The 24,073-nt window shown below is 43.7% G+C and carries 23 protein-coding genes; 12 read left to right on the top strand and 11 right to left on the bottom strand.

Translation table 11 applies throughout. The annotated features are described in order from the left end of the window. Positions 1-4 precede the first annotated feature (4 nt). Positions 5-202: a DUF2683 family protein gene (locus tag ABIC84_RS22945; RefSeq protein ID WP_129569119.1), complete on the top strand. Its 198-nt coding sequence runs from the start codon at positions 5-7 to the stop codon at positions 200-202. Next, entirely contained in the window at positions 193-450 is a 258-nt protein-coding gene (locus tag ABIC84_RS22940; protein ID WP_429265059.1) for a Txe/YoeB family addiction module toxin, read from the top strand. Before ABIC84_RS22945 ends, ABIC84_RS22940 begins: the two co-directional genes overlap by 10 nt. Here the strand turns inward: ABIC84_RS22940 and ABIC84_RS22935 are convergent. Next, the gene (locus tag ABIC84_RS22935) at positions 447-653 is read right to left on the bottom strand and encodes a hypothetical protein (protein WP_429265058.1); all 207 of its coding nucleotides are present in this window, start codon (positions 651-653) and stop codon (positions 447-449) included. The genes ABIC84_RS22940 and ABIC84_RS22935 overlap by 4 nt on opposite strands. A gap of 135 nt (positions 654-788) precedes the next feature. Here ABIC84_RS22935 and ispG point away from each other — a divergent pair, with 135 nt between their 5' ends. After that, a complete protein-coding gene (ispG, locus tag ABIC84_RS22930) occupies positions 789-2,861 on the top strand; it encodes a (E)-4-hydroxy-3-methylbut-2-enyl-diphosphate synthase (RefSeq protein WP_429265057.1) in 2,073 nt (690 codons plus the stop codon). 111 nt (positions 2,862-2,972) lie between these two features. Here the strand turns inward: ispG and purD are convergent, their stop codons facing one another. After that, on the bottom strand, positions 2,973-4,247 hold the full coding sequence (gene purD, locus ABIC84_RS22925; RefSeq protein WP_429265056.1) for a phosphoribosylamine--glycine ligase: 1,275 nt from the start codon (positions 4,245-4,247) through the stop codon (positions 2,973-2,975). 78 nt (positions 4,248-4,325) lie between these two features. On the opposite strand from purD, the gene ABIC84_RS22920 reads away from it, so the two are divergent. Next, on the top strand, positions 4,326-4,883 hold the full coding sequence (locus ABIC84_RS22920) for a hypothetical protein (protein ID WP_090529033.1): 558 nt from the start codon (positions 4,326-4,328) through the stop codon (positions 4,881-4,883). Between the two features lie 137 nt (positions 4,884-5,020). On the opposite strand, the gene ABIC84_RS22915 is transcribed toward ABIC84_RS22920, so the two are convergent. After that, entirely contained in the window at positions 5,021-5,431 is a 411-nt protein-coding gene (locus ABIC84_RS22915; protein WP_090529680.1) for a BrxA/BrxB family bacilliredoxin, read from the bottom strand. Positions 5,432-5,633: 202 nt separating this feature from the next. On the opposite strand from ABIC84_RS22915, the gene ABIC84_RS22910 reads away from it, so the two are divergent. From ABIC84_RS22910 to ahcY, 3 genes are all read left to right on the top strand, one after another. Next, a complete protein-coding gene (locus tag ABIC84_RS22910) occupies positions 5,634-6,500 on the top strand; it encodes a M23 family metallopeptidase (RefSeq protein ID WP_429265055.1) in 867 nt (288 codons plus the stop codon). 123 nt (positions 6,501-6,623) lie between these two features. Beyond that, positions 6,624-6,965, top strand: coding sequence for a bactofilin family protein (locus ABIC84_RS22905; RefSeq protein ID WP_429265054.1), 342 nt, complete (start codon positions 6,624-6,626; stop codon positions 6,963-6,965). Between the two features lie 160 nt (positions 6,966-7,125). After that, complete coding sequence (gene ahcY, locus ABIC84_RS22900) at positions 7,126-8,442, top strand: adenosylhomocysteinase (protein WP_429265053.1); 1,317 nt, start codon at positions 7,126-7,128, stop codon at positions 8,440-8,442. A 250-nt stretch (positions 8,443-8,692) separates the two neighbouring features. Here the strand turns inward: ahcY and ABIC84_RS22895 are convergent, their stop codons facing one another. Beyond that, positions 8,693-8,896, bottom strand: coding sequence for a hypothetical protein (locus ABIC84_RS22895; RefSeq protein WP_426584932.1), 204 nt, complete (start codon positions 8,894-8,896; stop codon positions 8,693-8,695). Positions 8,897-9,099: 203 nt separating this feature from the next. On the opposite strand from ABIC84_RS22895, the gene ABIC84_RS22890 reads away from it, so the two are divergent. The 5 genes from ABIC84_RS22890 (at position 9,100) to ABIC84_RS22870 (ending at position 16,053) form a co-directional block, all read left to right on the top strand. Next, positions 9,100-11,457 (top strand): TonB-dependent receptor, encoded by a 2,358-nt coding sequence (locus ABIC84_RS22890; protein WP_429265052.1) that lies wholly within the window; start codon positions 9,100-9,102, stop codon positions 11,455-11,457. Between the two features lie 220 nt (positions 11,458-11,677). Beyond that, entirely contained in the window at positions 11,678-12,205 is a 528-nt protein-coding gene (locus ABIC84_RS22885) for a hypothetical protein (protein WP_429265051.1), read from the top strand. A 191-nt stretch (positions 12,206-12,396) separates the two neighbouring features. Further along, complete coding sequence (gene fabG / locus ABIC84_RS22880) at positions 12,397-13,140, top strand: 3-oxoacyl-[acyl-carrier-protein] reductase (protein WP_090529006.1); 744 nt, start codon at positions 12,397-12,399, stop codon at positions 13,138-13,140. A gap of 183 nt (positions 13,141-13,323) precedes the next feature. Continuing rightward, positions 13,324-15,405 (top strand): hypothetical protein, encoded by a 2,082-nt coding sequence (locus ABIC84_RS22875; RefSeq protein WP_429265050.1) that lies wholly within the window; start codon positions 13,324-13,326, stop codon positions 15,403-15,405. Positions 15,406-15,630: 225 nt separating this feature from the next. Then, positions 15,631-16,053, top strand: coding sequence for an endonuclease domain-containing protein (locus tag ABIC84_RS22870; protein ID WP_429265049.1), 423 nt, complete (start codon positions 15,631-15,633; stop codon positions 16,051-16,053). A 66-nt stretch (positions 16,054-16,119) separates the two neighbouring features. On the opposite strand, the gene ABIC84_RS22865 is transcribed toward ABIC84_RS22870, so the two are convergent. The 7 genes from ABIC84_RS22865 to ABIC84_RS22835 all read right to left on the bottom strand — a co-directional run bounded on the left by ABIC84_RS22865 (position 16,120) and on the right by ABIC84_RS22835 (position 23,638). Beyond that, positions 16,120-16,443 (bottom strand): FtsB family cell division protein, encoded by a 324-nt coding sequence (locus tag ABIC84_RS22865; RefSeq protein ID WP_413321701.1) that lies wholly within the window; start codon positions 16,441-16,443, stop codon positions 16,120-16,122. Between the two features lie 181 nt (positions 16,444-16,624). Beyond that, a complete protein-coding gene (locus tag ABIC84_RS22860) occupies positions 16,625-17,992 on the bottom strand; it encodes a DEAD/DEAH box helicase (RefSeq protein WP_429265048.1) in 1,368 nt (455 codons plus the stop codon). Between the two features lie 153 nt (positions 17,993-18,145). Continuing rightward, entirely contained in the window at positions 18,146-18,682 is a 537-nt protein-coding gene (gene lspA, locus ABIC84_RS22855) for a signal peptidase II (protein WP_429265047.1), read from the bottom strand. Positions 18,683-18,955: 273 nt separating this feature from the next. Continuing rightward, the gene (gene eno / locus ABIC84_RS22850; RefSeq protein WP_090528991.1) at positions 18,956-20,251 is read right to left on the bottom strand and encodes a phosphopyruvate hydratase; all 1,296 of its coding nucleotides are present in this window, start codon (positions 20,249-20,251) and stop codon (positions 18,956-18,958) included. 418 nt (positions 20,252-20,669) lie between these two features. Next, positions 20,670-21,407: a DUF2490 domain-containing protein gene (locus ABIC84_RS22845; RefSeq protein WP_426584947.1), complete on the bottom strand. Its 738-nt coding sequence runs from the start codon at positions 21,405-21,407 to the stop codon at positions 20,670-20,672. 234 nt (positions 21,408-21,641) lie between these two features. Then, a complete protein-coding gene (locus tag ABIC84_RS22840; RefSeq protein ID WP_429265046.1) occupies positions 21,642-22,766 on the bottom strand; it encodes an ABC transporter permease in 1,125 nt (374 codons plus the stop codon). Between the two features lie 107 nt (positions 22,767-22,873). Next, positions 22,874-23,638 (bottom strand): ABC transporter ATP-binding protein, encoded by a 765-nt coding sequence (locus tag ABIC84_RS22835; protein ID WP_091165640.1) that lies wholly within the window; start codon positions 23,636-23,638, stop codon positions 22,874-22,876. Positions 23,639-24,073: the final 435 nt, after the last annotated feature.

Genomic DNA, 24,073 nt, shown 5'->3' with positions numbered 1-24,073 from the left:
GAATATGGAATCATTAATTGTACATCCACAAAACAAAGAACAATTAAATGCTCTGAAAACTTTCATGAAAGCATTTAAGATTTCCTTTGAAGAAGAAAAATCTGATTACGATCCTGAGTTTGTTGCAATGGTTCTTAAGGGAGATGAAGATTTAAAAGCCGGAAAAGGAGTTAAAGTCGATATCGACAATTTATGGAAATAGTTTTTACTCCTGAAGCCATAACTCATTTGAGCGAATGGCAAAAGAGCGGTAATATTGCCGTTCAGAAAAAAATTCAGGAATTATTGCTATCCATTCGAGAGACACCATTTCAAGGGGTAGGAAAACCAGAAGCGTTGAAACATCAACTATCGGGGAAATGGTCGAGACGCATAAATAAAGAACATAGGATTATTTATGCCGTGAGTGATGACCTGATAAAGATATATGCTTTAAAAGGCCATTATTAATACGTTTTTTTTATCTGCCCAAACGAAATATATTTAGCCTCGCCTTTACCCTCTTCCTCTAACATTGAATCTATTATCGCTTTATACTCGTCAGTTAACTCCAGATTAATATGGCGCTGATACAGCAAGTTTTCATATTCACTTATCGGAATGATTACAGCAGTTTTTTTGCCTTTTTGATTGGTTATGAATTGAATTGCCATATTTAAATTTAGTAAATATTCTTTGATTCGATAACAAGTGAATTTGCAGTTAACTCAAACATTACAGCCTTTAAACATTACAACTTCCTCCCATCAAACAACTTTCGTATTTTTGTAATCTAATTTCCATCATTGATGAATACTGATGCTGTTAAAGTGCTGCCCGGCCGTTATTGTAACTCGTTAACCGAATATTCACGCTTTATTACCCGCGAGGTTAATATTGGCGATGTGCCTATGGGTGGGAATAACCCAATCCGCATCCAAAGCATGACTACTACCGATACTATGGATACCATTGGTACGGTTGAGCAATCCATCCGCATGGTTGATGCCGGTTGCGAATACGTGCGCATTACAGCCCCCAGCATCAAAGAGGCCCAAAACCTGGCCGAAATTAAAAAGCAGCTTCGCGCCCGTGGCTACACGGTGCCTTTGGTTGCAGATATCCACTTTACCCCAAATGCTGCCGAGGTGGCTGCCCGTATAGTTGAAAAAGTGCGGGTAAACCCTGGCAACTACGCCGATAAAAAGAAATTCGACCAGATAGATTATACCGACCTGGAGTACCAGGGCGAATTGGAACGCATCTTCCAGAAATTTACACCGCTTGTAAAAGTTTGTAAAGAATATGGTACCGCTATGCGCATTGGCACCAATCACGGTTCGCTGAGCGACAGGATTATGAGCCGTTATGGCGATACCCCGCAGGGCATGGTTGAATCGGCCATGGAATTTATGCGGATGTGCGAGCAGCTCAATTTTTATAACCTCGTGATCTCCATGAAATCGAGTAATCCGCAGGTGATGGTACAAGCTTACCGCCTGCTGGTTGAAACCATGGTTGCCGAGGGCATGAACTATCCGCTGCACCTTGGCGTAACCGAAGCCGGTGATGGTGAAGACGGCCGTATCAAATCTGCCGTAGGTATAGGCACTTTATTAGAAGACGGCCTTGGCGATACCGTACGCGTGTCCCTCACTGAAGAACCCGAAGCCGAAGCTCCGGTTGCTATTGAATTGGTGAAACGTTACACTATGAGGGAAAAGGCGAAAGGCGAAAGGCAAAAGGTAGCGGCAGCTAAAGTTAAAAACCTTTCGCCTTTAACCTTTGACCTTTCACCTTCAAAACACAGTCCCTACGAATATAAAAAGCGCGAAACCTACGAGGCTAACGCTTTCATAGGCGGGCATTTGGTGCCACGGGTTGTTGTCGACTTATCAAAAAAGAACCTGAAAGACCCGGCGGTATTGAACGAGGCAGGCTACCTGTACTCGCCTTTGCTGGATAAGTATAACATGGCCGAGCAATCGGTTGATTTTGTTTACCTGGCCGATGAATTGCCTTCATTTACCTTACCGGGCAACTTAAAACAACTATATAATTATAATACCTGGCTTAAACTGGCCGATAAAACCAACTGCCACCCGGTATTTACTTTACAGGAATATATTGGCGATGTCGATCGTTCATCAAAACTGAACCTTGTACATTTAAAACCTGCTGATATTGATTCGGAAGATTTCGGATCAATTCAACTGGATAAGTCGCTGGTGTTGGTACTTGAAACAGATGCTTTACACGGCATGGCCGAGCAACGTTCGTTCTTCTTCAAGATGGAAGAACTGGGTCTGGATGTACCGGTGATAGTGAAGAGAAGCTATATTTTTGAGTCCGAAAGTCCGGAAGTCGGAAAGTCCGGAAGTGAGTTTGTCCATGGTCCATGGTCCATGGACCATGGACAAACTCTTCTCCAACTCTACGCCTCTACCGACCTCGGCGCTTTATTGGTTGATGGTTTTGGCGATGGTATCTGGATTGATGCACCTGAATTGCCTACCGGGGTTATTACCTCCACTTCATTCGGCATTTTGCAGGCTACCCGTTCGCGCATTTCCAAAACTGAATATATTTCCTGCCCAAGCTGCGGTCGTACTTTGTTTGATCTGATGGTTACTACTCAAATGATCAGGAGCCGTACCAGTCACCTTAAAGGGTTAAAGATTGGCATCATGGGCTGTATCGTAAATGGTCCGGGCGAAATGGCTGATGCCGATTACGGTTACGTAGGCTCTGGTACCGATAAAATTACCCTTTACCGCGGCAAGGAAGCAGTAAAGAAAAATATTAGCTCGGCCAATGCGCTCGATGAGCTCATCAATATTATTAAAGGCGACGGCAATTGGATTGATGCGGTGCAGGAGTAATTATCTGAACCGGGATTAAACTAATCCGGCGATTCACCATGCATCCGGTGAATCCATAAATCCTAAAAATCCTGGTTCAGAAAAATGACTTAATGACTAATGACCCAATGATTAAAGCAGGTCAAAGCCAATATCTTTCCTAAAGTACATGCCATCATAATAGATCCTGCTTGCATCGGCGGTAGCCTGCTGCAGGGCGCTGAACATATCGTCCTGTACAGTGGTAATAGCCAATACACGGCCGCCGGTAGTTATTACATCATTGCCATCCATTGAAGTACCTGCATGGAACACGATCGAGTCGCGCACGTTTTCGGTACCGGTGATCACTTTATTTTTGAGGTATTCGCCTGGGTAACCGCCTGCAACCATGACTACAGTGGCAGCTGTTTTAGGGCTGATGATGATCCCTTTTTCGTTCAGGTTTCCTTCGGCAACGCCTAACAGCAAATCAACAAAGTCCGAATCTATACGGCGCATCACACTTTCCGTTTCCGGATCGCCCATACGGCAGTTGTATTCAATAACCCAGGGTTCACCATTGCTGTTCATCAAGCCAATAAAAATAAAACCTTTATAAGGGATGCCATCTTTCTTCAAACCTTCAATGGTCGGGATGATCACGCGCTCCTCTACCTTTTTCATGTAAGCAGCGTCGGCAAACGGAACGGGAGAGATAGAGCCCATGCCTCCGGTATTTAATCCGGTATCACCTTCGCCAATACGTTTATAATCTTTAGCCTCGGGTAAAATTTTATAGCTGTTGCCATCGGTCATCACAAAAACCGATAGTTCAATGCCTGTTAAAAATTGTTCAACAACCACGCGTGAGCTTGCTTCGCCAAATTTGGCATCGGCCAGCATGGCAGTAAGCTCGGTTTGCGCTTCCTCTAAAGTAAGGCAGATCAGTACGCCTTTTCCGGCTGCAAGGCCGTCGGCTTTCAATACCACCGGTAGTCCGGCGGTAGCTAAATAGGTTAGACCATCCTGCAGGGTATCTTTGGTGAAAGTTCTGTAAGCAGCAGTAGGGATGTTATGTCTCTCCATAAACTGCTTGGAGAAATCTTTACTGCCTTCCAATTGTGCGCCTTCCTGCTGCGGACCAACAACCGGGATGTTTTTCAATTGCTCATCGGCCAGGAAAAAATCATGAACGCCTTTTACCAGGGGCTCTTCGGGGCCAACCAATACCAGGTTGATATCCTCTTTTAAAACAAGTGCTTTAATGCCTTCAAAGTCGGTAACTTTAATATTTACGTTTGTACCGTATTGGGTGGTGCCGGCATTGCCGGGAGCAATAAAAAGTTTGTCGCAATGAGCGCTTTGGGCTACTTTCCAGGCGAAGGCACTTTCCCTTCCGCCCGAACCAAGAATCAGGATGTTCATGCGGCAAAGATAGTTTTTTTAACAAGCCTTTAATACTATATATGAGGCTACTTGTGTTATAAGTAGTAAATTTACTCCATGGCCCGTAGACTCGAAAAGTTTGAAAAGCTCCCGGTATACCAAAAATCGCAGGAATTATTTGACCTGGCAGATGTAATTGCCGAATCATTAAAGGAAGACAGCATGAAAGAACATCTGGCCATACAGATGTGCAGTAATGCCGCTCTGATCCAGGCAAAAATTGCCGGCGCCGAAGGTGGTAGCCTGTATTCGCTGCGGATGCAAAATGCTGTGCTCATTAAACTTGCGGTGCAGGATATGTTTAATGCCGTATCTTTTGCATCAATGGTAAAAATTAATGAAGAGGACTATGTACAGTTGATGAGGGAAAAGGTAGAGGAGTTTCGCCTGGTTTTTGTTGAGTGGATCAGGGGATTTGATAAAAGCTATGATATCCCCGACAATTGGGCCATCCGCTTTGACACCAGTACGCCCGAACAGGAAAAGATGGAAGAGCTGATGTTTGATGAAGACCGCTTTTTTGGAGAATTTAACGAGGATGACGAAGACATGGGCAGCTTCAATGATTTTGACGATGATGAAGAGGATGAGGACAAAAACGACGACGATAAATAAAGCAGAATGACATCAATTTGATTTCGGATATCGAATTTTCGATTTCGGATTTTGAAAACAAAAAAAGCTGAAGGATTTTCCCTCAGCTCTTTTATGTTTTTTAGCTTTCTGCTTTAAGCCTTCGGCCTTCAGCTCAATTAGCAGTATTGTTCAAATGCGTCAATCAGGTTATCGGCAATCATTTGTGCCGGGCGGCCTTCTATCTGGTAGCGCTCAATCATATGCACCAGCTTGCCATCTTTAAACAGCGCCATAGCAGGTGATGATGGCGGATAAGGCAGCATATAGTTACGCGCGGTATCAACAGCTTCTTTTTCCATGCCCGCGAAAACGGTTACCAGTTTATCAGGATGTTTGCCGTTTGCGGCGGCAATTTTAGCAGCCGGGCGTGCGTTTGCCGCAGCACAGCCACATACCGAGTTAACCATTACAAATACTGTACCTTCGCTTTCAATAGCGTTTTTTACAGCATCGGCATCTTTTAATTCTTCAAAACCAACCCTGGTCAGATCTTCCCGCATCGGGGCTACTAAATATTCCGGATACATCATTTTTTTTTGCTTTACAATAAAATCAGTGTTACAAAAATAAGAAATGATACTTGGTTTACGTTTATAAAAACTCAATAATAACAATTGGTTGACGATTAACGTAGAAGGCTATTTCATTGATAGCCTGTTTACGTACATTTAATATTGTTTTATTAACAGTAATTTTTAACTTGCATACCCCTAATTTATTTTGAATTTGATGAAACTTAAAACACCTGATATTAGCACTGTTGTTATCATCAACAAAAATCAACAGCATACAAAATCATTACAAATAAAAACCAAGCACCTTAACAGGCTTAAACACTACGCGTGGAGCATAGCTGCTGTTGTTGCCGTACTTGGTGGCTTGGTGTTTTACCTGCATCACAAAAGCGCTGTGCAGGAGGCCGAAAACCAACAGTTACAGGCGCAGATAGCTAAACTTAAAGGCACCATGCCGGTTGTTAAAGCAGAGGTAAATACGCAGGGTACTGCCCAGTCGTACATTCAATCTATCGAGGTTAAACTTAAAACTATAAATGAGTATTTAAAAAGGCGCGGCCTTAAAGGTTTTACTGTAAAGGGTACCGGGGGCGATGGCAACAGGGAAGGGGTAAAGCTACCCGATACCGAAGCTTACAGCCTGTATGACGATTATCTTAAACATTTAACAAGCACCATTGCATTTACCCCTATGGGCTATCCGAGGATCAGCTCGTTTACCTCATTTTTTGGTTACAGGAGCGACCCTTTTGATTCGGAGCATGCCGAGTTTCACCCTGGTATTGATTTTAAAGGTAACCGTGGCGATGCAGTAAAATGTACGGCGAGCGGCAAAGTTGTTTTTGCGGGATGGGCCGGTGGTTATGGTAAATGTGTCCGGATTCAGCATATTAATAACCTGGAGACCTTGTACGGTCACCTTTCAAAAATTGAAGTGAAGGTAGGGCAGCAGGTTACGGTTGGCGATAATATTGGCAAGGTAGGTTCAACCGGGCACTCAACAGGTGCGCACTTGCATTATGAAGTACGTAAAAACGGGAAACCAATTAACCCGGTAAATTTTTTAACCCTGAATAAATAAGTTCTAAGAAGGAAGTTTGTTAAGTCGGAAGTCTTAAGTCCAGAGTCGGAAGTTGACCATGGATTATTATGATGCAGATTTAGAACTATCGACTTCGGACTTAGAAGTTAAGACTTTAAAAATATGGCTATTTTTTCTAAAAAAGATAAGGTTGCGCTTGATTTACAGGCAATCTCAACCCTCATTAGTGAAGGCAGTGTATTAGAAGGTAACCTGAAAGCCCCGGCTTTTGTACGGATCGACGGACTGGTTAACGGCGATGTAATGGTTGATGAGGGCCTGATCCTGGGCGAAAAGGGAGAGGTTAAGGGAAATATAAGTACTAAGGAGATCTTTGTTTATGGCACCGTAAGGGGCGATATTAATACCTCCTCGCTTGAAATAAAAGCTACAGGCCGTATAACCGGCGACATCAAAACACAGAACCTGGCCGTGAAAATGGCGGGGTTTATAATGGTAACCTGACCATGCAGCAGAGAGAGGTGCAAAAGCAGTTGCAGGCGTAGATAGCTTTTTTAAGTTCTTGCTGCTAAATAGCACAATTGCCCGTTCTTGTCAATGAAGACCAAACATTTCATTTTCACAAGGATATCAGTTAACTTTGCACTCTCAAAATAAAATCGATATGTCATCAGTAGAAACTGCATTCGTTAAATACAAAGTAAAAGATCTGTCGCTGGCAGAGTGGGGCCGGAAGGAAATTGAACTGGCTGAGGCTGAGATGCCTGGTCTAATGGCTTTACGTAAAGAGTACGGGCCAAGCCAGCCGCTTAAGGGCGCACGGATTGCCGGTTGTTTGCACATGACCATCCAAACCGCTGTTTTAATTGAAACCTTGATTGCCCTTGGTGCCGAAGTTACCTGGTCGTCATGTAATATATTCTCAACCCAGGACCATGCCGCTGCTGCTATTGCTGCCGCCGGTATTTCTGTTTATGCCTGGAAAGGCATGAATGCCGAAGAATTTGACTGGTGCATTGAACAAACTTTATTTTTTGGCGAAGACCGCCAGCCGCTTAACATGATCCTTGATGATGGAGGTGATTTAACCAACATGGTATTGGATAAATACCCTGAGCTGGCTGCTGCTATCAAAGGCTTATCAGAAGAAACTACCACCGGCGTACACCGTTTATATGAGCGCATGAAAGCAGGAACCCTGCCAATGCCTGCTATTAACGTTAACGATTCGGTTACCAAATCAAAATTTGATAACAAATACGGTTGCCGCGAATCATTGGTTGACGCTATCCGTCGCGCTACCGACGTGATGATGGCCGGTAAAGTGGCCGTTGTTTGCGGTTATGGCGATGTTGGTAAAGGTTCGGCCGATTCATTACGCAACTCCGGCGTACGTGTTATTGTTACCGAGATCGACCCGATCTGTGCTTTACAGGCTGCAATGGAAGGTTTTGAAGTTAAAAAACTAAGCACTGCTATCACTGAAGCTGATATCGTGGTTACTGCTACAGGCAACAAGAACATTGTTCGCGAGCAGCACTTCCGGGCGTTGAAAGATAAAGCAATCGTTTGTAACATCGGTCACTTTGATAACGAGATTGACATGGCCTGGTTAAACGGTGCTTATGGCAATACCAAAGTTGAAATTAAACCACAGGTTGATAAATATACCATTGAAGGTAAAGACGTTATTGTGTTAGCCGAAGGCCGTTTGGTTAACTTAGGTTGCGCTACCGGTCACCCAAGCTTTGTAATGAGTAACTCGTTCACTAACCAAACTTTAGCGCAATTAGAGCTTTGGACAAATGGCGCGGCTTACGAAAACAAAGTTTACACCCTGCCAAAACACCTGGACGAAAAAGTAGCCCGCCTGCACCTTGCAAAAATCGGTGTTGAGCTGGAAGTACTTGACCAGGATCAGGCTGAGTACATCGGCGTAACGGTTGAAGGTCCGTTTAAACCGGAATATTACCGTTATTAATCTTTTTAAGGTTAAACAATAAAGGAGAAAGCCGAAGGGCTCTTTGCTTGGAAAATATGGAGAGGCTGTATCACATGGTGATGCGGCCTTTTTTGATTTATATGATTTGACTGACGTTTTTCATGGGTCAAGTTCGATGAACTATCCCGGGCATCAGCCTTTGGAGGGTGCAGTTGAAATGTGTTTCACACTTGAAGACGCGTCACAAACAGGGAGGACTTGCGGCAGTAATTGATAGGTTATTTGATATTTAAGCTGATATGGATTGAAAAATCAGTAATATTCCTGTTATAATAGCTGTAATGACTAAACCCCAACTTTTAATGTAGCTGATTTTTAAAATTTTCCCACCCATGTCTTCATAATACGGGTCCTTACCTTTAACAAAAATTCTGTAAAATAAATATGCAATTGCTAAAGAGAAAGTACCGTAGAAGAATAGTTCCCAATTCATTTTTTTAATACCGTTTGTTAAGGTTGTAGTTTGAGGTTTAAGCGAATTTAGAAATTATTACTCATAAGAATTTATTTTTCGCCAACACTTAGAGCCATTAAAAATTGGTAATATTTATGTAGTTATGACTGTTAATTGTTTGTCATTTGCTAATATTGACAATCGATTACAATGTGTGATCTGTACACATTTATACCTGTTTTATGCATAAATTTTTTACTTTATTGCTCGTTGTTATTGCACTATCGGCCCGGAGCCAAACCAGGGGCGATTTTTCGGGCACCGTTACCGATAACAAGAGCCAGCCTATCGCGGGCGCTTCGGTATATCTACTCAATACCAACTACCAAACCAGTGCCGACAGGAGCGGGAAATTTATTTTAAAAAGTATAGCTGCCGGGAAATATACCCTGCATATCAGCGCTATTGGCTATGCGGCTAAAAACATCCCGGTAACTATGATCGGTACCAGTCGCCCAATAACAATTCAGTTGAATGATGCCAGCAACCAGTTGGATGAGGTTACGGTATCTGCCCAAAAAACTGAAGAGCAGGCACAACGTGTGCCATTCAGCATTTCAACGCTCTCGGCCAAACAAATACAGGATTACAGGCTTTGGGATTTAAAGGATCTTACTGCCATTGTACCTAACTTAAACTCAGGCGCTCCCGGCGATGGCCGTACCGTTACAGGCATCCGCGGTATTGTTACCACATCATATGACCCCGCCGTTGCAACCTATGTTGATGGTGTAAACCAATACGGACTGGATACTTATATCCCACAGTTATTGGATGTGGATAGGATAGAAGTGCTTCGCGGCCCGCAGGGAACGCTTTATGGCCGTAATGCTACCGGCGGTGTTATCAATGTGATCACCAAACAGCCATCAAACAGCCTGAGCGGTTTTGCCGGTGTTGATGTGGGTAATTATAATCAACAGCGCTATACATTGGGCATCAAGGCTCCATTAGTAAAAGATAAATTGTATTTAGACGTAGCTGGGATCTATTCGGGATTTAATGGTTTTTACACCAATACGTTTAACAATACGCATTTCGATAAGCAGCATTACTTTTTGGGTAACTATTACCTGAAGTTTTTGGCTACCTCCAAACTGGCCTTTACGCTGAATGTAAAAAACTACAACAACCGCAACAACGGCGCATTCACCTTAGCAGGTTCGCCTGATGATGCTTTAAGTCATCCTTTCGAGGTTAACCAGAACGCTACGACTAAAATGGTTGATAATACTTTCCAGTCATCATTAACGGCCAACTACAGTGGCAATGATTTTAATTTCACTTCGCAAACATCCTACCAGGTAAACAACCGTTATTATACTACACCTATCGATGGCGATTTTTCCCCTATCGACGCAGTATCTATCATAAATAATTATGGCGGCAAATGGAACAAGGTAAAAACCACCATACAGGAGTTCAGGTTTACATCGCCGGCATCATCAACCTCAAAATTGAAATGGGCAGCCGGTACTTATGGCTTTTATCACTATGCGCCAAACAGGCAGGGTACTTACTTTGGTGACGATGCCGGCGCGGTTGGCTCGCCGATGACGGATTTTACCAGTATCAACACCAATACCGACCGGAACTATGGCATAGCTGTTTACGGACAGGCTATTTATGCTGTGAATGAGCGGTTTGATATCACAGCTGGTTTGCGTTATGACTATGAACATAAAAAAGAAAACGTAATGGGCGAGTTTTTGCCAAAGGGCGGCGAATCGGTGGTTACCCGTTCAGATACTTCGTCAACGGCACATTACAAAGCCTTTACGCCTAAAGTGAGCTTGGCTTACCACGTATCAGCACATAATAATTTGTTTGCTACGTACAGCCGCGGTTTCCGCGCGGGCGGCATTACCGAGCTGGGTTCTGATCCGTCATCTCCGCCGCTTTATTCTTTCAAACCTGAGTATAGCAACAACTTTGAAATAGGCTCAAAAAACGACTTTTTAGATAACCGTCTCCGTGTAAACGTAACCGCGTTTTACACCCGCATTACCGATGCCCAGGTGCCTACGCTGATTCTGCCTGATGCTATCACCGTTACCAAAAACGCAGGCAAGCTAAGCAGTAAAGGTATCGAGGCCGAGATTAATGCTACCCCAATTAAAGGCCTGGAGTTTGATTACAATTTCGGTTATACCCACGCCCGTTATACTACTTTAGTAGTTGGCAGCAATGGTGAAGAAGTGAATTTAAAAGGCAACAAGCAAATTTATACGCCTAACATCACCAGCATGCTGGCCCTGCAATATGGCTATGATCTGGGCGGGCCGCTGAAAACAAAGCTGATTGCCCGCGGCGAGTGGCGCTATCTTGGTGATCAGTATTTTGACCTCGCTAACCAGATAGAACAAAAGGGCTACAACAAATTCAATGCAAGGTTAGGTGTAAGTACCAAAAGGTTCGGTCTGTTCTTTTGGGAAAGCAATATCGCCAATAAAAAATACATTGATTATGCCTATGATTTCGGCGCAACGCACTTAGGTAACCCACGCACGTACGGAGTGTCGTTGAATACTACTTTTTAATGGCACGTTCAAACGTCCACGTTTGAATGATTACTATTTTGAGCGTCCACGCTCCCGGTTAGGGTAAGCGTGGATGCTTACTTTTTAAATGAGATCAAGCGTGGACGCTTGACCCTGCGGTAATTCTTATTCAAATGCAATGATTTTTTTGCCCTATATTATCCCGGATATTTTTTGTTAATTCAATCAAAATCTGACTGTTAATAAACCCTGAATTATCATGAAAAAGAATATCCTGCCGCTGCTCATCGCTATAATTACCATTGCTATCAGTTTTCCCGCGCACTCGCAGGTTATTACCAAATACGGAGATAATGTAAGTACTCTTGACGGTATCATGAAAGCCTATTATGGCGTAGTTACTGTTAAGAAAGGCGAAAAGGTAAGCTATGAGCGCGACAGCCTGCTGCATATTGCCAACGCCCATGTAGGCGCCGGCTATACAGATAAACAAGGCAAACAGCAGTTCAGCTATATGACGCTGAAGGAATACCACAAACTGGCCGACCCATCATTGTCAAAAAATGGTTTTGACGAGCGGGAGATAGCCCGGCGGGTTGAAAAATTTGGCAGCATTTACCACGTATGGAGCACCTATGAATCGCGCAACACAGTCGATGGGCCGGTAACCGAACGTGGCATCAACAGCATTGAACTATTTAACGATGGCACCCGTTTCTGGATCCTCGCCTGGTTTTATGATGGCGAGCGCAAGGATAACCCGATACCAGCGGAGTATTTGAAGTAAGTTTTTTGGTTCATGGTTGATGGTTGTTCATAGTTGATGGTTCATAGATCATAGCAACTGCTTACAGGTCGTGATAAAAAATGAATGAAGCTAAACCATGAACCATGATCTATTAACTATGAACAACCATCAACTATGAACAGAAACAAAAAACTGCTAACTTCACCGCCCTGAAATCATATACTGTAATTATGAAATTATTAGAAGGAAAAACCGCGTTGGTTACCGGCGCGTCAAAAGGAATAGGCCGCAAGATTGCCGAAAAATTTGCCGAGCATGGCGCTAATGTAGCTTTCACTTATTTGTCGTCTGTTGAAAAAGGTCAGGCCCTTGAGCAGGAGTTGCAAAGCTTCGGCACTAAAGTAAAAGGTTACCGTTCTGATGCTTCCAAATTTGACGAGGCTGATAAACTGATTACCGATATTGTTGCTGATTTCGGCACGCTTGATATTGTTGTCAACAATGCCGGTATCACTAAAGACGGTTTGCTGATGCGCATGACCGAAGAAAACTGGGACGAAGTGCTCGACGTAAACCTGAAATCGATATTCAACGTCACCAAAGCCGCTTCAAAAATCATGATGAAAAACCGTAAAGGTGTGTTCATTAACATGAGCTCGGTTGTTGGTGTACAGGGCAATGCCGGTCAGGCCAACTATGCTGCCTCAAAAGCAGGGATCATTGGTTTCTCTAAATCAGTAGCAAAAGAATTAGGATCACGTAATATCCGTACCAATGTAGTTGCTCCCGGCTTTATCCGTACCGAAATGACCGAAGTGTTGGATCCTAAAGTTGTTGAAGGCTGGGCGGCAGGTATTCCGCTTAAACGCGCGGGTGAAACTGAGGACGTAGCTAATGCCTGTGTATTCCTTGCGTCGGATATGGCCGCTTACATCACCGGACAGGTTATCCCTGTTGATGGTGGTATGTTGTAAGAATGCACCCCTCTAAATCTCCCCAAAAGGGGAGACTTGAAAAAGCTTTTAAGCCCTCTCCTTTGGAGAGGGTTGGGTGAGGTTTAAAACTTATTCCCCGCCTTTCACAATAATTTCGCATTTTGCAGGTAATGTTTATTGGGCCGGATGCCCCGCGCCCTTGACACGATACTATAGCTACAAATGTTTTCACTTACATGGGGTTCTGTTTCGGGATGGTGGTTGCCTGCCGGCTTATTGCTTGGTTTGGCATATGCCTGGCTCATGTACCGCAAGCCGGTTGACCTAAGTAAAAATTTACGCTATATCCTGGCAGTTATCCGGGCGATAACCGTTTTTTTTATAACGGTGCTGCTCATCTCTCCCCTGGTAAAATCGGTTAAATATGAACCGCAAAAACCTTTAGTGCTTATAGCGCAGGATAATTCATCGTCCATCAATACTTTTAAAGCTACAGGCTTTAACTCATCTGCTTTTGTTGATGGGCTGGCTAAATTAAAACAAGAGTTGGGCGATAAATATGATGTGCAGGAGTTTAACTTTGATAAAGGCCTGCATTCCGGTCTTTCAAAAAAAATTAATGGTAAGCAAACTGATATAGCCGGGGCGCTTCACCAGCTTAACGACAGGTTCACTAATCAAAACATCGGCGCGCTGATATTGGCAACTGACGGTTTATACAACCAGGGTAATGATCCGCAGTATGAAGCCAGGAATATCAAAACCAGCATCTACACCATAGCCCTTGGCGATACCACAGCTAAGCGCGACCTGCTCATCGGCAACGTGAATTATAACAAAACAGCCTTTTTAGGGAACGATTTTGTGATAGAAGTGCTTGCCACGGCCTACCAAAGCAAGGGCGAAAGTATGAACCTGTCCGTTAATGAAGATGGTAAACAGGTGTATGCCCAAAGCATTGCGGTAACCGCGAACGATTTTAAAAAGATCGTCCCCATAAAGCTGAACGCTGCTAAAAAAGGCATCAGAAAATATACTATCAGCATTGCTCCTGTTAAGAACGAGCTGTCCATCCAAAACAATACCGAAACTATTTATGTGGAGGTGCTTGATGCCCGGCAAAAGGTGCTGCTGTTATACAACGGTCCGCATCCCGATTTAACGGTGATTAAACAGGCTATCGAAACCAATAAGAACTTTGAGGTAAAGGCAAGTTCGCTTGCTGATGCTTCAAGCATTAAACCGGCAGATTATAGCCTGGTGGTCCTGTACCAGCTTTCGGCAGGCGAATACTCGCCGGTAAAAAGTTTTATTGCTACGAGCAAAACACCGGTTTGGTATATCATTGGTTCACAAAGTAACCTGCAGGCCGTTAACAGCGAGCAAAACACGGTACGCATAAGCGCAGGCCGTGCTGAAACGCAGGAAGTGATGCCCCTGCCAACCAATGATTTTACGGCTTTCACCCTCTCAGATTCAGCGCGAAAAAAGATTGCCGCCTTTCCGCCATTAGTAGCGCCGTTCGGCAGTTACGGAACCGCTACCGGTGCTTCAGTTTTATTGAAACAAAAGATTGGGACTGTAGCTACTACCTATCCTTTACTGGCCTTTGGCGATGAGGCCGGCCGGCGTATCGCCCTATTAACCGGTGAAGGCCTGTGGCGCTGGCAACTGGCCGAATATCAAAACTATGGAAACCGCAACGCTACCGATGAGCTGCTGAGCCAAACGGTGCAGTATCTAACTGCTAACGCCAATCGCCAGCGTTTTCGTGTTTATCCGGCCCGTAATGTATTTGATGAAGGGGAAAGCGTGATCCTTAATGCCGAGTTATATAATGAAGCCCTTGAGTTGATTAACGTCCCTGATGTAAAGATAGAGCTGAAAAGCACGGCCGGAAAAAACTATAGCTTCCTGTTTACACGTACGGGGCAAAGCTATCAACTTGATGCGGGTACCCTCCCCATAGGCGAATACACCTACAATGCATCAACCCAAAACGGCAAGCAGGAGTTTAAAGCTACCGGGCAATTCACCATAAAGCCGCTTAACCTCGAAACCCGCCAAAGTGCTGCCAATCACACATTGCTCAGTAACCTCGCCAAACAAAGCGGCGGGCAAATGATCAAACCATCGCAGCTAAGCCAGCTTGCCGACCTGATCCGCAAAAATGAGAATATCAAAACGGTGGTTTATGAAGATAAGCATTACAGCGATTTGATAGATCTGAAATGGCTGTTTGTATTGATCCTGCTGCTGCTGTCCGCAGAATGGTTTTTGAGGAAGCGGGAAGGGGAAGTGTAGGGTAGTAGAGTCAAGACGATGAAATGTAAGAGACAAGAAGAGAAAAGAAAAAAAGCAGGGAATGTGCGATTCCCTCCCTTGGGAGGGTGTAGGGAGGGGTTTCATCGATATACTTACCCGTTTGGAATAGCGTATAACCCCTCCCTGCCAATGCGCAATCCCACCGCACCCCTCCCAAGGGAGGGAATAAAAAGACTCGAATAATTATCATAAAACGATAAAAAAATGGTTAAAATCATCCCATACAACCCCAAACTAAAAGCAATCGCCAGAAAGCTTCGAAAAGAGATGACTTTTGGCGAGGTTCTCCTGTGGAATGAATTAAAAGAAAATAAGCTACTGGGTTTCGACTTTGATCGTCAGCGTTGTATGGATAATTATATAGTCGACTTTAATTGCAAGGAACTAATGCTGGCAATTGAAGTAGATGGGCGGTATCATAATTATGAGGATGTTTTGATTAAGGATGATGTCAGGCAAGCGAAATTAGAAAGCTTCGGTGTTAAATTTTTAAGGTTCGCCGGGGCGGATGTAAAAGATGATCTGCCTAATGCGTTACGGGCTATTGAAGGGATGATAATTGAGATTGTGAAAGACGACTCTTCGATTGAACTGCCGAAAGATTTTGATAGAACATTGTTGGAATAGCGTAGAAACCCCTCCCTGCACCCTCCCAGGGGAGGGGAATCGCACGGGCCCCAGCTTTACTACTCTTTACTTCTCCTTACTCTCCGGCACCACCACGTAAACATCCTCATTGGCTTTTTTCATGAGGTACTTTTCGCGGGCAAATTTTTCCATTTGCTGGGGGTTGGTGGTCAATTCTTTAAGCTCTTTGGTCACCTGGTCGGTTTGGGCTTTGTAGAAATCGCGCTCGAGCCTTAATTTTTTAACCTGCTGGTGGTATTGGTATTGCGAAAAAAGATCGTTCCTGTCAAAAAATATCATCCACACCACAAAAGCAATGGTAACCAGGAAAAACTTGTTCTTAAAAAGATCTATAAGGCGTTTCATTGATACCGGCTGAATGATTTTCATTTAAATCTATTTAATTTTTTCGACGGATACAAATATGCTTATTAACTTATTAACAGGGAAATTTTTATAGTGAGTGGTTGTTTTCGTAGAGAGTGGTTGATTAGGTTGATTAAGTGAGTGGTTGGTTTTCGGAAATTATAACTACTCACTTGATCAACCATTCACTTAATCAACTTAATATTTATCCTCTTTTAGCTCCACTCATACCGCTGGCCCCACCGCGACCTGCCTCTGAACGGCTGCCGCCTGATCTTTTATTGCCGCCGGAGCGGCTGTTGCCTGCCGAACGGCTATTGCCGCCACCGCTGCCACCAGACCTGCGGTTACTGCCGCGACCACCGCCACCACGCTGGCCACCGCCCGAACCTCCTTTTTTTGGCGCTTCGTTTATTTTAGCTGCCATAGCCGCCGGACTAAGCGGGTACGGATGACCTTCCTCAATCGGAATCTGTTTGGCTATTAGCTTGTGGATATCTTTCAAAAATTCCAGCTCTTCAGCATCGCAAAATGAAAATGCTATGCCATTGGCACCAGCCCGGCCCGTACGGCCAATACGGTGTACATAAGTTTCGGGTACGTTTGGCAACTCATAGTTGATAACATGGGTAAGGTCATCAATATCAATACCACGGGCCGCGATATCTGTAGCTATTAATACTCGGGTTGTGCGGTTTTTAAAGTTAGTTAAAGCCCGCTGCCTTGCATTTTGTGATTTATTACCGTGGATGGCTTCGGCAGTGATACCTACACGGTTCAGGTCTTTAACCACTTTATCTGCACCGTGTTTGGTACGGGTAAATACCAAAACGGTTTTAATGTCCTTATCTTTCAGGATGTGGATCAGCAACGATTTCTTATCTCCCTTATCCACATAATAAACTGCTTGCTGAATGGTATCCGCAGTTGATGAAACCGGGGTAACTTCAACTTTTTCGGGGTTATTCAGGATACTATCTGCCAGGCTTTGGATCTCTTTTGGCATGGTGGCCGAAAAGAACAGTGTTTGCCTTTTTGCCGGTACTTTAGCTATGATCTTTTTAACATCGTTAACAAAGCCCATATCTAACATACGGTCGGCTTCATCCAGTATCAGGAATTTAACATGCTCCAGGTGAACATAACGGCGGTTCATTAAATCCAGCAAACGGCCCGGTGTTGCCACTAAAATATCAACACCGCGGCGCAAAGCATCAACCTGCGGGTTTTGTGATACACCACCAAATATAACCAGGTTTTTAAGGCCGGTATGTTTGCCATAATTGGTAAAACTTTCGCCAATTTGAAGGGCAAGCTCGCGGGTTGGGGTTAAAACCAATGCTTTAATGGTTTTTTGCTCTTTGTGGGCTATCCTGTCCTGGTGTAATAATTGCAGGGTAGGGATAGCAAAAGCCGCGGTTTTGCCGGTGCCTGTTTGGGCACAGCCCAATAAATCCTGGTGTTGTAATATAATAGGAATGGCTTGTGCCTGTATTGGAGTAGGTGTGGTATATCCCTCTGTTTTTAAAGCCTTGAGGATTGGCTCAATTAAATTTAAATTTTCGAATGACATTCTTGATTGTTTGTAATATATAATGTGCTAACGCGAAAGCATAAGCGGATCTGAAGAGTTTGCTGGGCTCAAAACCGTAAGCGAACGGGTAATTAGCTGCAAAGATACGCTTTTTATTGTTAAGAAATTTTTAAGAGCAAGAACTACACTGGATTAGGCTGCCAGCGTTTCGGTATCAGGAGTTCCTTGTTCCTTTTTGGCCCTACGGTCCTTTTGCCATGATTCCAGCAGGATTAAGCCCATACCTATCATAATAGATACATCGGCCACATTAAATACGCCTGTTTGGAAGATTCCGAAGTTCATGTGCATAAAATCTGTTACGCTGCCATAAAGCATCCTGTCGTACAGGTTACCTGCGCCACCGGCAATAACCAAAACGATACCTGTGGTGGTTAATTTACCTATCGACGGTTTTAGCATGACATAAAAAACGCCAAAGGCAAGGGCCAGTAAGGGCAGCAATGATAGCAGGATGAATTTCCATGGGTTTTGCAGCGAATCGCCAAGACTTAAAAAAGCTCCCGTGTTTTCGGCATGCAGAATGGTGAAAAAGTTTTTGATAACAAAAATGTTATCGCTGATGTGAATATGCTCCCTAACGTAAATTTTAGTAACCCTGTCAAGCCCGATGCTTAAAACTAATACCAGCACTATACCCAATATCCTCAAAATCCCTTTTTTGTTCATTAGTTTATTTTAACAAGTTATTATAACGTGGTTGCCTTAGTTTAATTATATGGCTTTAGTTGCAGGAGGCAAAGGTATAAAAAAATAGGTGATTGAGATAGATAACTATAACAATGCACATCTATCAGGGTGTCATGCTGAGGTCCTCGAAGCATGTGGGTAGGCCTCTGCGCGCGAGCCTTCGACGGGCTCAGGGTGACGGCCCTCTTTTTTAGCTAAAACAAAAAGACCACCTGCTTTACACAGATGGCCTTCCATATTATTATCAAAAAATTACTTTTTAAAGTATTTGAAATCTTTACCGATGAATTTAGCGTTAGCGCCTAATTCTTCTTCGATACGTAACAACTGGTTGTATTTAGCGATCCTGTCTGAACGTGAAGCCGAACCGGTTTTGATCTGACCGCAGTTTAATGCTACAGCAAGATCAGCAATGGTTGAATCTTCAGTTTCGCCCGAACGGTGGCTCATTACTGAGGTGAAGCCGTTGGTTTGAGCTAAAGTAACCGCGTTGATGGTTTCGGTTAATGAACCGATTTGGTTTACTTTTACCAGGATTGAGTTAGCAATACCTTCGCTAACACCTCTTTGTAAACGTTTAGTGTTGGTTACAAATAAATCGTCACCTACTAACTGTACTTTTTTACCGATTTTGTCGGTTAAGATTTTCCAGCCTTCCCAATCGTCTTCGGCCATACCATCTTCGATAGAGATAACCGGGTATTTGGCTACTAATTCGGCAAGGTAATCAGCTTGTTCAGCGCTGGTACGGATAGCACCTTTTTCGCCTTCAAATTTAGTATAGTCGTATTTACCGTCTTTGTAAAACTCAGATGCAGCACAGTCAAATGCGATGAAGATATCTTCGCCGGCTTTGTAACCTGCTTTTTCAATCGCTTTCAAAATGGTTTCAACACCATCTTCAGTACCTTCAAAAGTTGGAGCAAAACCACCTTCGTCACCAACCGCAGTTGATAAGCCACGGTCGTGAAGGATTTTTTTCAGGTTGTGGAATACTTCTGTACCCCAACGTAAAGCCTCAGAGAATGAAGGAGCGCCAACCGGCATGATCATAAATTCCTGGAAAGCGATAGGAGCATCAGAGTGGGACCCACCGTTAACAATGTTCATCATCGGGATTGGCAGCGTGTTAGCATTTACACCACCAATGTAGCGGTATAAAGGCTGGCGGCTTTCCTGTGCAGCAGCTTTAGCCACTGCTAATGAAACACCTAATATAGCGTTAGCACCAATTTTACCTTTGTTTTCGGTGCCGTCAATCTCGATCATTAAAGCGTCGATAGCATTTTGTTCAAACACATCGATACCTTTTAATTCAGGAGCTAAAACTTCGTTTACATTTTCAACGGCTTTTAAAACGCCTTTGCCCATGTATTTTGATTTGTCGTTATCGCGAAGCTCAACTGCTTCGTGAACGCCGGTTGATGCACCTGAAGGTACAGCAGCGCGACCGAATGCGCCGTTCTCGGTTAAAACTTCTACCTCAATAGTAGGGTTACCGCGCGAATCTAAGATCTGGCGGGCATGCACATCAATTATTATGCTCATAGTGAATTGTCAGAGTGTGGTTTGAATGAATACTATTAATAACGGCGGCTAAGTTAATGCCTAAATAAGGAAAACGCAATTGAAATTTTGTATTTGTAACGATTATAGGCAATTAATGATGCGATTTAACATAAATTTAATATGGAATGAGCTGTTTTTTTATAAAAAGGAAGGTTTCTGAACCCGAATTTGTTGAATTTGCCCAATTAAAGAATGGATATTGATTCAATAAATTCAGATAATTCGTTTAATTCGGGTTCAGACACAAGCATCCTGGCAATCCTTCAGTCCCCAAAATCACGCTTAATAACTATCGCTAATGCAAACTTTACAATTAATTAATGACGCTGATTTGACTGCTCCGGGGAAATCATGACCGTATCAGCTAAATCAACGTAATCATCCCCATCAACGGTGATTAATCGCTCGTAGTAGGTACGTGCTCACGCTGCACGGCATTTTTGCGCTGGATGCGATACATAAGGATGAGCATGATATTGTCCTTATCGCTTTTAGCAGCAGCCGAATAATTATATTGGTTGATCCATCCAGCCTGTAAGATCCACGATTTATCAAACTGGTAACCTAATGCGGCTGATATCCGATTACGTTCAAAGTTAGGTACTTTATTATTAAGAAATACTTCGTCGAAAACAGAAATGAACCAGGTTTTGGCTTCAATTTTGGTTTTGTTCAATGGCACAAACACATTTAGCCTGTACCGGAAACGGTTACGATAATCGCCGTTAACCCAGCGTTGCTCTACCCGGTAGCGGTGTTCGAGCTTTAAGCGGTACAGGAACTGGTTGCTGGTGATCTGTTCCCAGAAACGGGTTTCGGTAGTGGTAGGCCCTTTACCAATATCCATATAATCAAAAGTAGTGTAGCGGCCGGTACCTAAAAGCGCGGTAAAGTTTCTGTCTATATCATAACTTACACCAGCCTTTACCTCGTAATACTGAAACTGGCTGAATACATTATTGGTACGGGTTTGAAACTCGGTATAACCACCCCATTTGTGGGAACTATCGCCCGGTAAAACTACCGTAACTATGCCCCAGGTGCCAACTTTTGAATCTTGCGCCTTAACAGTAAATGAACATATAGTTAACAAAAAAAATACTAAGGCGATGAAATTAATGGGTTTGATTGTCATTGCAGAGATTGTTTCTGCAAATATATTTCCTAAATGTTATCTTAATGTTAATATTAACGCTGTTAATGTTAACATAATGTTAAGAGTTAGGTGAGGCTTATAGTGAAGACATACGTTTTAAAAATTTGTAGGGCTGCATTGTAATTCATAGAGATAAAGTGAGGCGGCGAGGGGGGCGGCAATATAAATTTCAAATTCCTGGCTCTTATTTCTAAAAATCCTGCATCTTTCCCGTTATTCCCACTTAAACGTTTTTACCGCTACCGCATAAATTCCAATAAACCAGGCAAAAAGAATCAGTAATTGGTGTGTAACGTCACCTAAGCCCGCGCCCTCAAAAGCCACTTTGCGCATGGCGTCATTTAAATGGGTTAGCGGTAACACCTTGCTGATATATTGCAGCCAGTTTGGAAACGCGGTGATTGAAAAAAAAGTACCCGAAAGCAGGAATTGCGGCAATGTTATAATATTTGAAAGCGGTGGAACCGAGCTTTCGTTTTTCGCGATGCCGGATACGGTAAAGCCAAAGCCCATGAAAATGATGAGCCCTATGGCCGAGAGTACCAGCATATTAAGCACAGTCGTAACGCCGTGGATCAGCGTAAAACCAAACATATAATGCCCAACCAGTATGATGAACAGGGATCCTAATAACGAAAAGGCCAGCCTTGCAATAGCCTCGCCCAAAACAATGCTGTACCGCTGAACCGGGGTTGCAAAAAAACGTTTGATAACCAATGTTAGCCGTAAGCTCAGAAATACGAAGGCGGTACCAAAAACACCACTGCTTAGCAGTGAAAAGCCCAGTTGCCCCGGTAAAATAAAATCAATGTATTTATACGGGCGACCGCTTATGGTTTCTTCTTTCAGGTCGATGAGATTGGGGACTTTAACTGTGGTGTACGACTGAATGCGCTTCAATTCTTCCGACTGGATACGATAAAAAATGTTGTTCAGGGCCGATTTTAACACACTTCCTTTATCGCCCGACGCCTGGCTGTACTGTACATGAACAGTCATCGAAGCGGGTGGAGCAAAGGGTTTAAGATCAAGTATTGCATCAAGGTTACCTTTTGCCAGGTTTTTGCTCATTTCATCAGCCGTTTGATCATGGATAAGGTGCATGATCTTGTTTTTTTTCAGTGCGGTGTAAACCGGGTTATTAGCGGATGTATCGCTGCCTTTGGCAACACCTACATCAATTGACATTCCGCCCCCGCCAATATTGGCAAAAACAATGATAAATATTAACGGGAAAGCCAATGTAAACACCACCGCCGAAGGGCTGCGTAATATCGACCGGAAACTGGCTTTGGCAATGGCCAGGGTTGCTTTTGTATTGCTGTATTTATTGTTCATTAGTTCAATGGTTCATTAGTTCATTGGTGCTTAGCAGTCTGGTATGGCATTGGGAATGCAGGCGTGTTGTAATTACTGCAACTGCAAACTCAAAACTGCCAACTGCACTATCCTTCCCGCCATTCCTTGCCAGTTAAATTAATGAATACATCCTCCAGGTTAGCCAGTTTTACCTGCTTTTTGCGTTCGAAGCCTGTGGCTACCAGTTCATCAATGAAATGATCGGGGGTGTCAATACCAATGATGTACCCGCCGTCAACAAAGGCAACACGGTCGCATAGTACTTCGGCTTCATCCATATAATGGGTAGTGATCACCACGGTAGTTCCCTGGTCGCGGATCTCGCGGATCAAATCCCAGAGGTTACGGCGTGCCTGCGGGTCGAGGCCGGTTGTGGGCTCATCCAGAAATATGATCCTTGGGTTATTGATTAATGTAGTGGCTATAGAAAAACGCTGTTTTTGCCCCCCGGAAAGGTCTTTATATTTAGCCTTTGCCTTATCGGTAAGAGCAACTTTTTCCAGCATCTCCATAGGTGTTTTGTCGATACCGTACAGGCCCGAAAACAGTACGATCAACTCCGACAGGTTGAGGTTGGGGTAATAACCGGCAGCTTGTAACTGTACGCCTATACGTTTTTTGATGCTATCAGCGTCGGTTTCAATGTCGAAACCATCAACAATGATACTGCCGGATGTTTTATCGCGGAGGGTTTCAATAATTTCGAGGGTAGTAGTTTTACCGGCACCGTTGGGGCCAAGCAGGCCGAAGATCTCGCCTTCATAAACTTCAAAACTAATGCCTTTAACGGCTGCAAAATCACCATAGTTTTTTACCAGGTTGTTTACAGTGATGATAGGTTGTTTTGTCATAGGGTAAAAATGCATCACATTCATGAAATAACCATGAGTTTTTCGGCGAACTACGGAATTTTCACGGTGAATACGGATTGGGAGATCAAAAAAGGGTGTCATGCTGAGTGATTTAAATCCATTGGATTCTGAAGGAGCAATGACATCTCCTCCACCTCATTGCTGAGTTACGAAGCAATCCCCAGCAGGCAGATAAAAGACTTTATTCTATAAACTTACATCGTCGCGCTCTTGGCCGCGCGGGGCCAGTTACTTTTGTCGCCACAAAAGTAACCAAAAAGGCTTGCAGCAGAGAGGCTTCTTTGCGCACAACCTGGCCCCATAGCCATCGGCACGGCCTTCACCCTGCAAAACGGACAGAACCACGGGCTGCAATTATTTTGCCCCGATTCGTACGCAATGCCCCCGCTTCTGCAAAAACTTGCTATGCCCCTG

This window comes from Mucilaginibacter sp. 3215, from assembly GCF_050433785.1.
Taxonomy (GTDB): Bacteria; Bacteroidota; Bacteroidia; order Sphingobacteriales; family Sphingobacteriaceae; genus Mucilaginibacter.
The sequence above is the reverse complement of the archived record's forward strand: the minus strand, read 5'-3'. Positions and strand labels throughout refer to the sequence as shown.

Coding starts and splice junctions, on each gene's coding strand:
- ABIC84_RS22945 (WP_129569119.1), top strand. CDS start 5: ATGGAATCATTAATTGTACATCCACAAAACAAAGAACAATTAAATGCT.
- ABIC84_RS22940 (WP_429265059.1), top strand. CDS start 193: ATGGAAATAGTTTTTACTCCTGAAGCCATAACTCATTTGAGCGAATGG.
- ABIC84_RS22935 (WP_429265058.1), bottom strand. CDS start 653: ATGGCAATTCAATTCATAACCAATCAAAAAGGCAAAAAAACTGCTGTA.
- ispG (WP_429265057.1), top strand. CDS start 789: ATGAATACTGATGCTGTTAAAGTGCTGCCCGGCCGTTATTGTAACTCG.
- purD (WP_429265056.1), bottom strand. CDS start 4,247: ATGAACATCCTGATTCTTGGTTCGGGCGGAAGGGAAAGTGCCTTCGCC.
- ABIC84_RS22920 (WP_090529033.1), top strand. CDS start 4,326: ATGGCCCGTAGACTCGAAAAGTTTGAAAAGCTCCCGGTATACCAAAAA.
- ABIC84_RS22915 (WP_090529680.1), bottom strand. CDS start 5,431: ATGTATCCGGAATATTTAGTAGCCCCGATGCGGGAAGATCTGACCAGG.
- ABIC84_RS22910 (WP_429265055.1), top strand. CDS start 5,634: ATGAAACTTAAAACACCTGATATTAGCACTGTTGTTATCATCAACAAA.
- ABIC84_RS22905 (WP_429265054.1), top strand. CDS start 6,624: ATGGCTATTTTTTCTAAAAAAGATAAGGTTGCGCTTGATTTACAGGCA.
- ahcY (WP_429265053.1), top strand. CDS start 7,126: ATGTCATCAGTAGAAACTGCATTCGTTAAATACAAAGTAAAAGATCTG.
- ABIC84_RS22895 (WP_426584932.1), bottom strand. CDS start 8,896: ATGAATTGGGAACTATTCTTCTACGGTACTTTCTCTTTAGCAATTGCA.
- ABIC84_RS22890 (WP_429265052.1), top strand. CDS start 9,100: ATGCATAAATTTTTTACTTTATTGCTCGTTGTTATTGCACTATCGGCC.
- ABIC84_RS22885 (WP_429265051.1), top strand. CDS start 11,678: ATGAAAAAGAATATCCTGCCGCTGCTCATCGCTATAATTACCATTGCT.
- fabG (WP_090529006.1), top strand. CDS start 12,397: ATGAAATTATTAGAAGGAAAAACCGCGTTGGTTACCGGCGCGTCAAAA.
- ABIC84_RS22875 (WP_429265050.1), top strand. CDS start 13,324: ATGTTTTCACTTACATGGGGTTCTGTTTCGGGATGGTGGTTGCCTGCC.
- ABIC84_RS22870 (WP_429265049.1), top strand. CDS start 15,631: ATGGTTAAAATCATCCCATACAACCCCAAACTAAAAGCAATCGCCAGA.
- ABIC84_RS22865 (WP_413321701.1), bottom strand. CDS start 16,443: ATGAAAATCATTCAGCCGGTATCAATGAAACGCCTTATAGATCTTTTT.
- ABIC84_RS22860 (WP_429265048.1), bottom strand. CDS start 17,992: ATGTCATTCGAAAATTTAAATTTAATTGAGCCAATCCTCAAGGCTTTA.
- lspA (WP_429265047.1), bottom strand. CDS start 18,682: ATGAACAAAAAAGGGATTTTGAGGATATTGGGTATAGTGCTGGTATTA.
- eno (WP_090528991.1), bottom strand. CDS start 20,251: ATGAGCATAATAATTGATGTGCATGCCCGCCAGATCTTAGATTCGCGC.
- ABIC84_RS22845 (WP_426584947.1), bottom strand. CDS start 21,407: ATGACAATCAAACCCATTAATTTCATCGCCTTAGTATTTTTTTTGTTA.
- ABIC84_RS22840 (WP_429265046.1), bottom strand. CDS start 22,766: ATGAACAATAAATACAGCAATACAAAAGCAACCCTGGCCATTGCCAAA.
- ABIC84_RS22835 (WP_091165640.1), bottom strand. CDS start 23,638: ATGACAAAACAACCTATCATCACTGTAAACAACCTGGTAAAAAACTAT.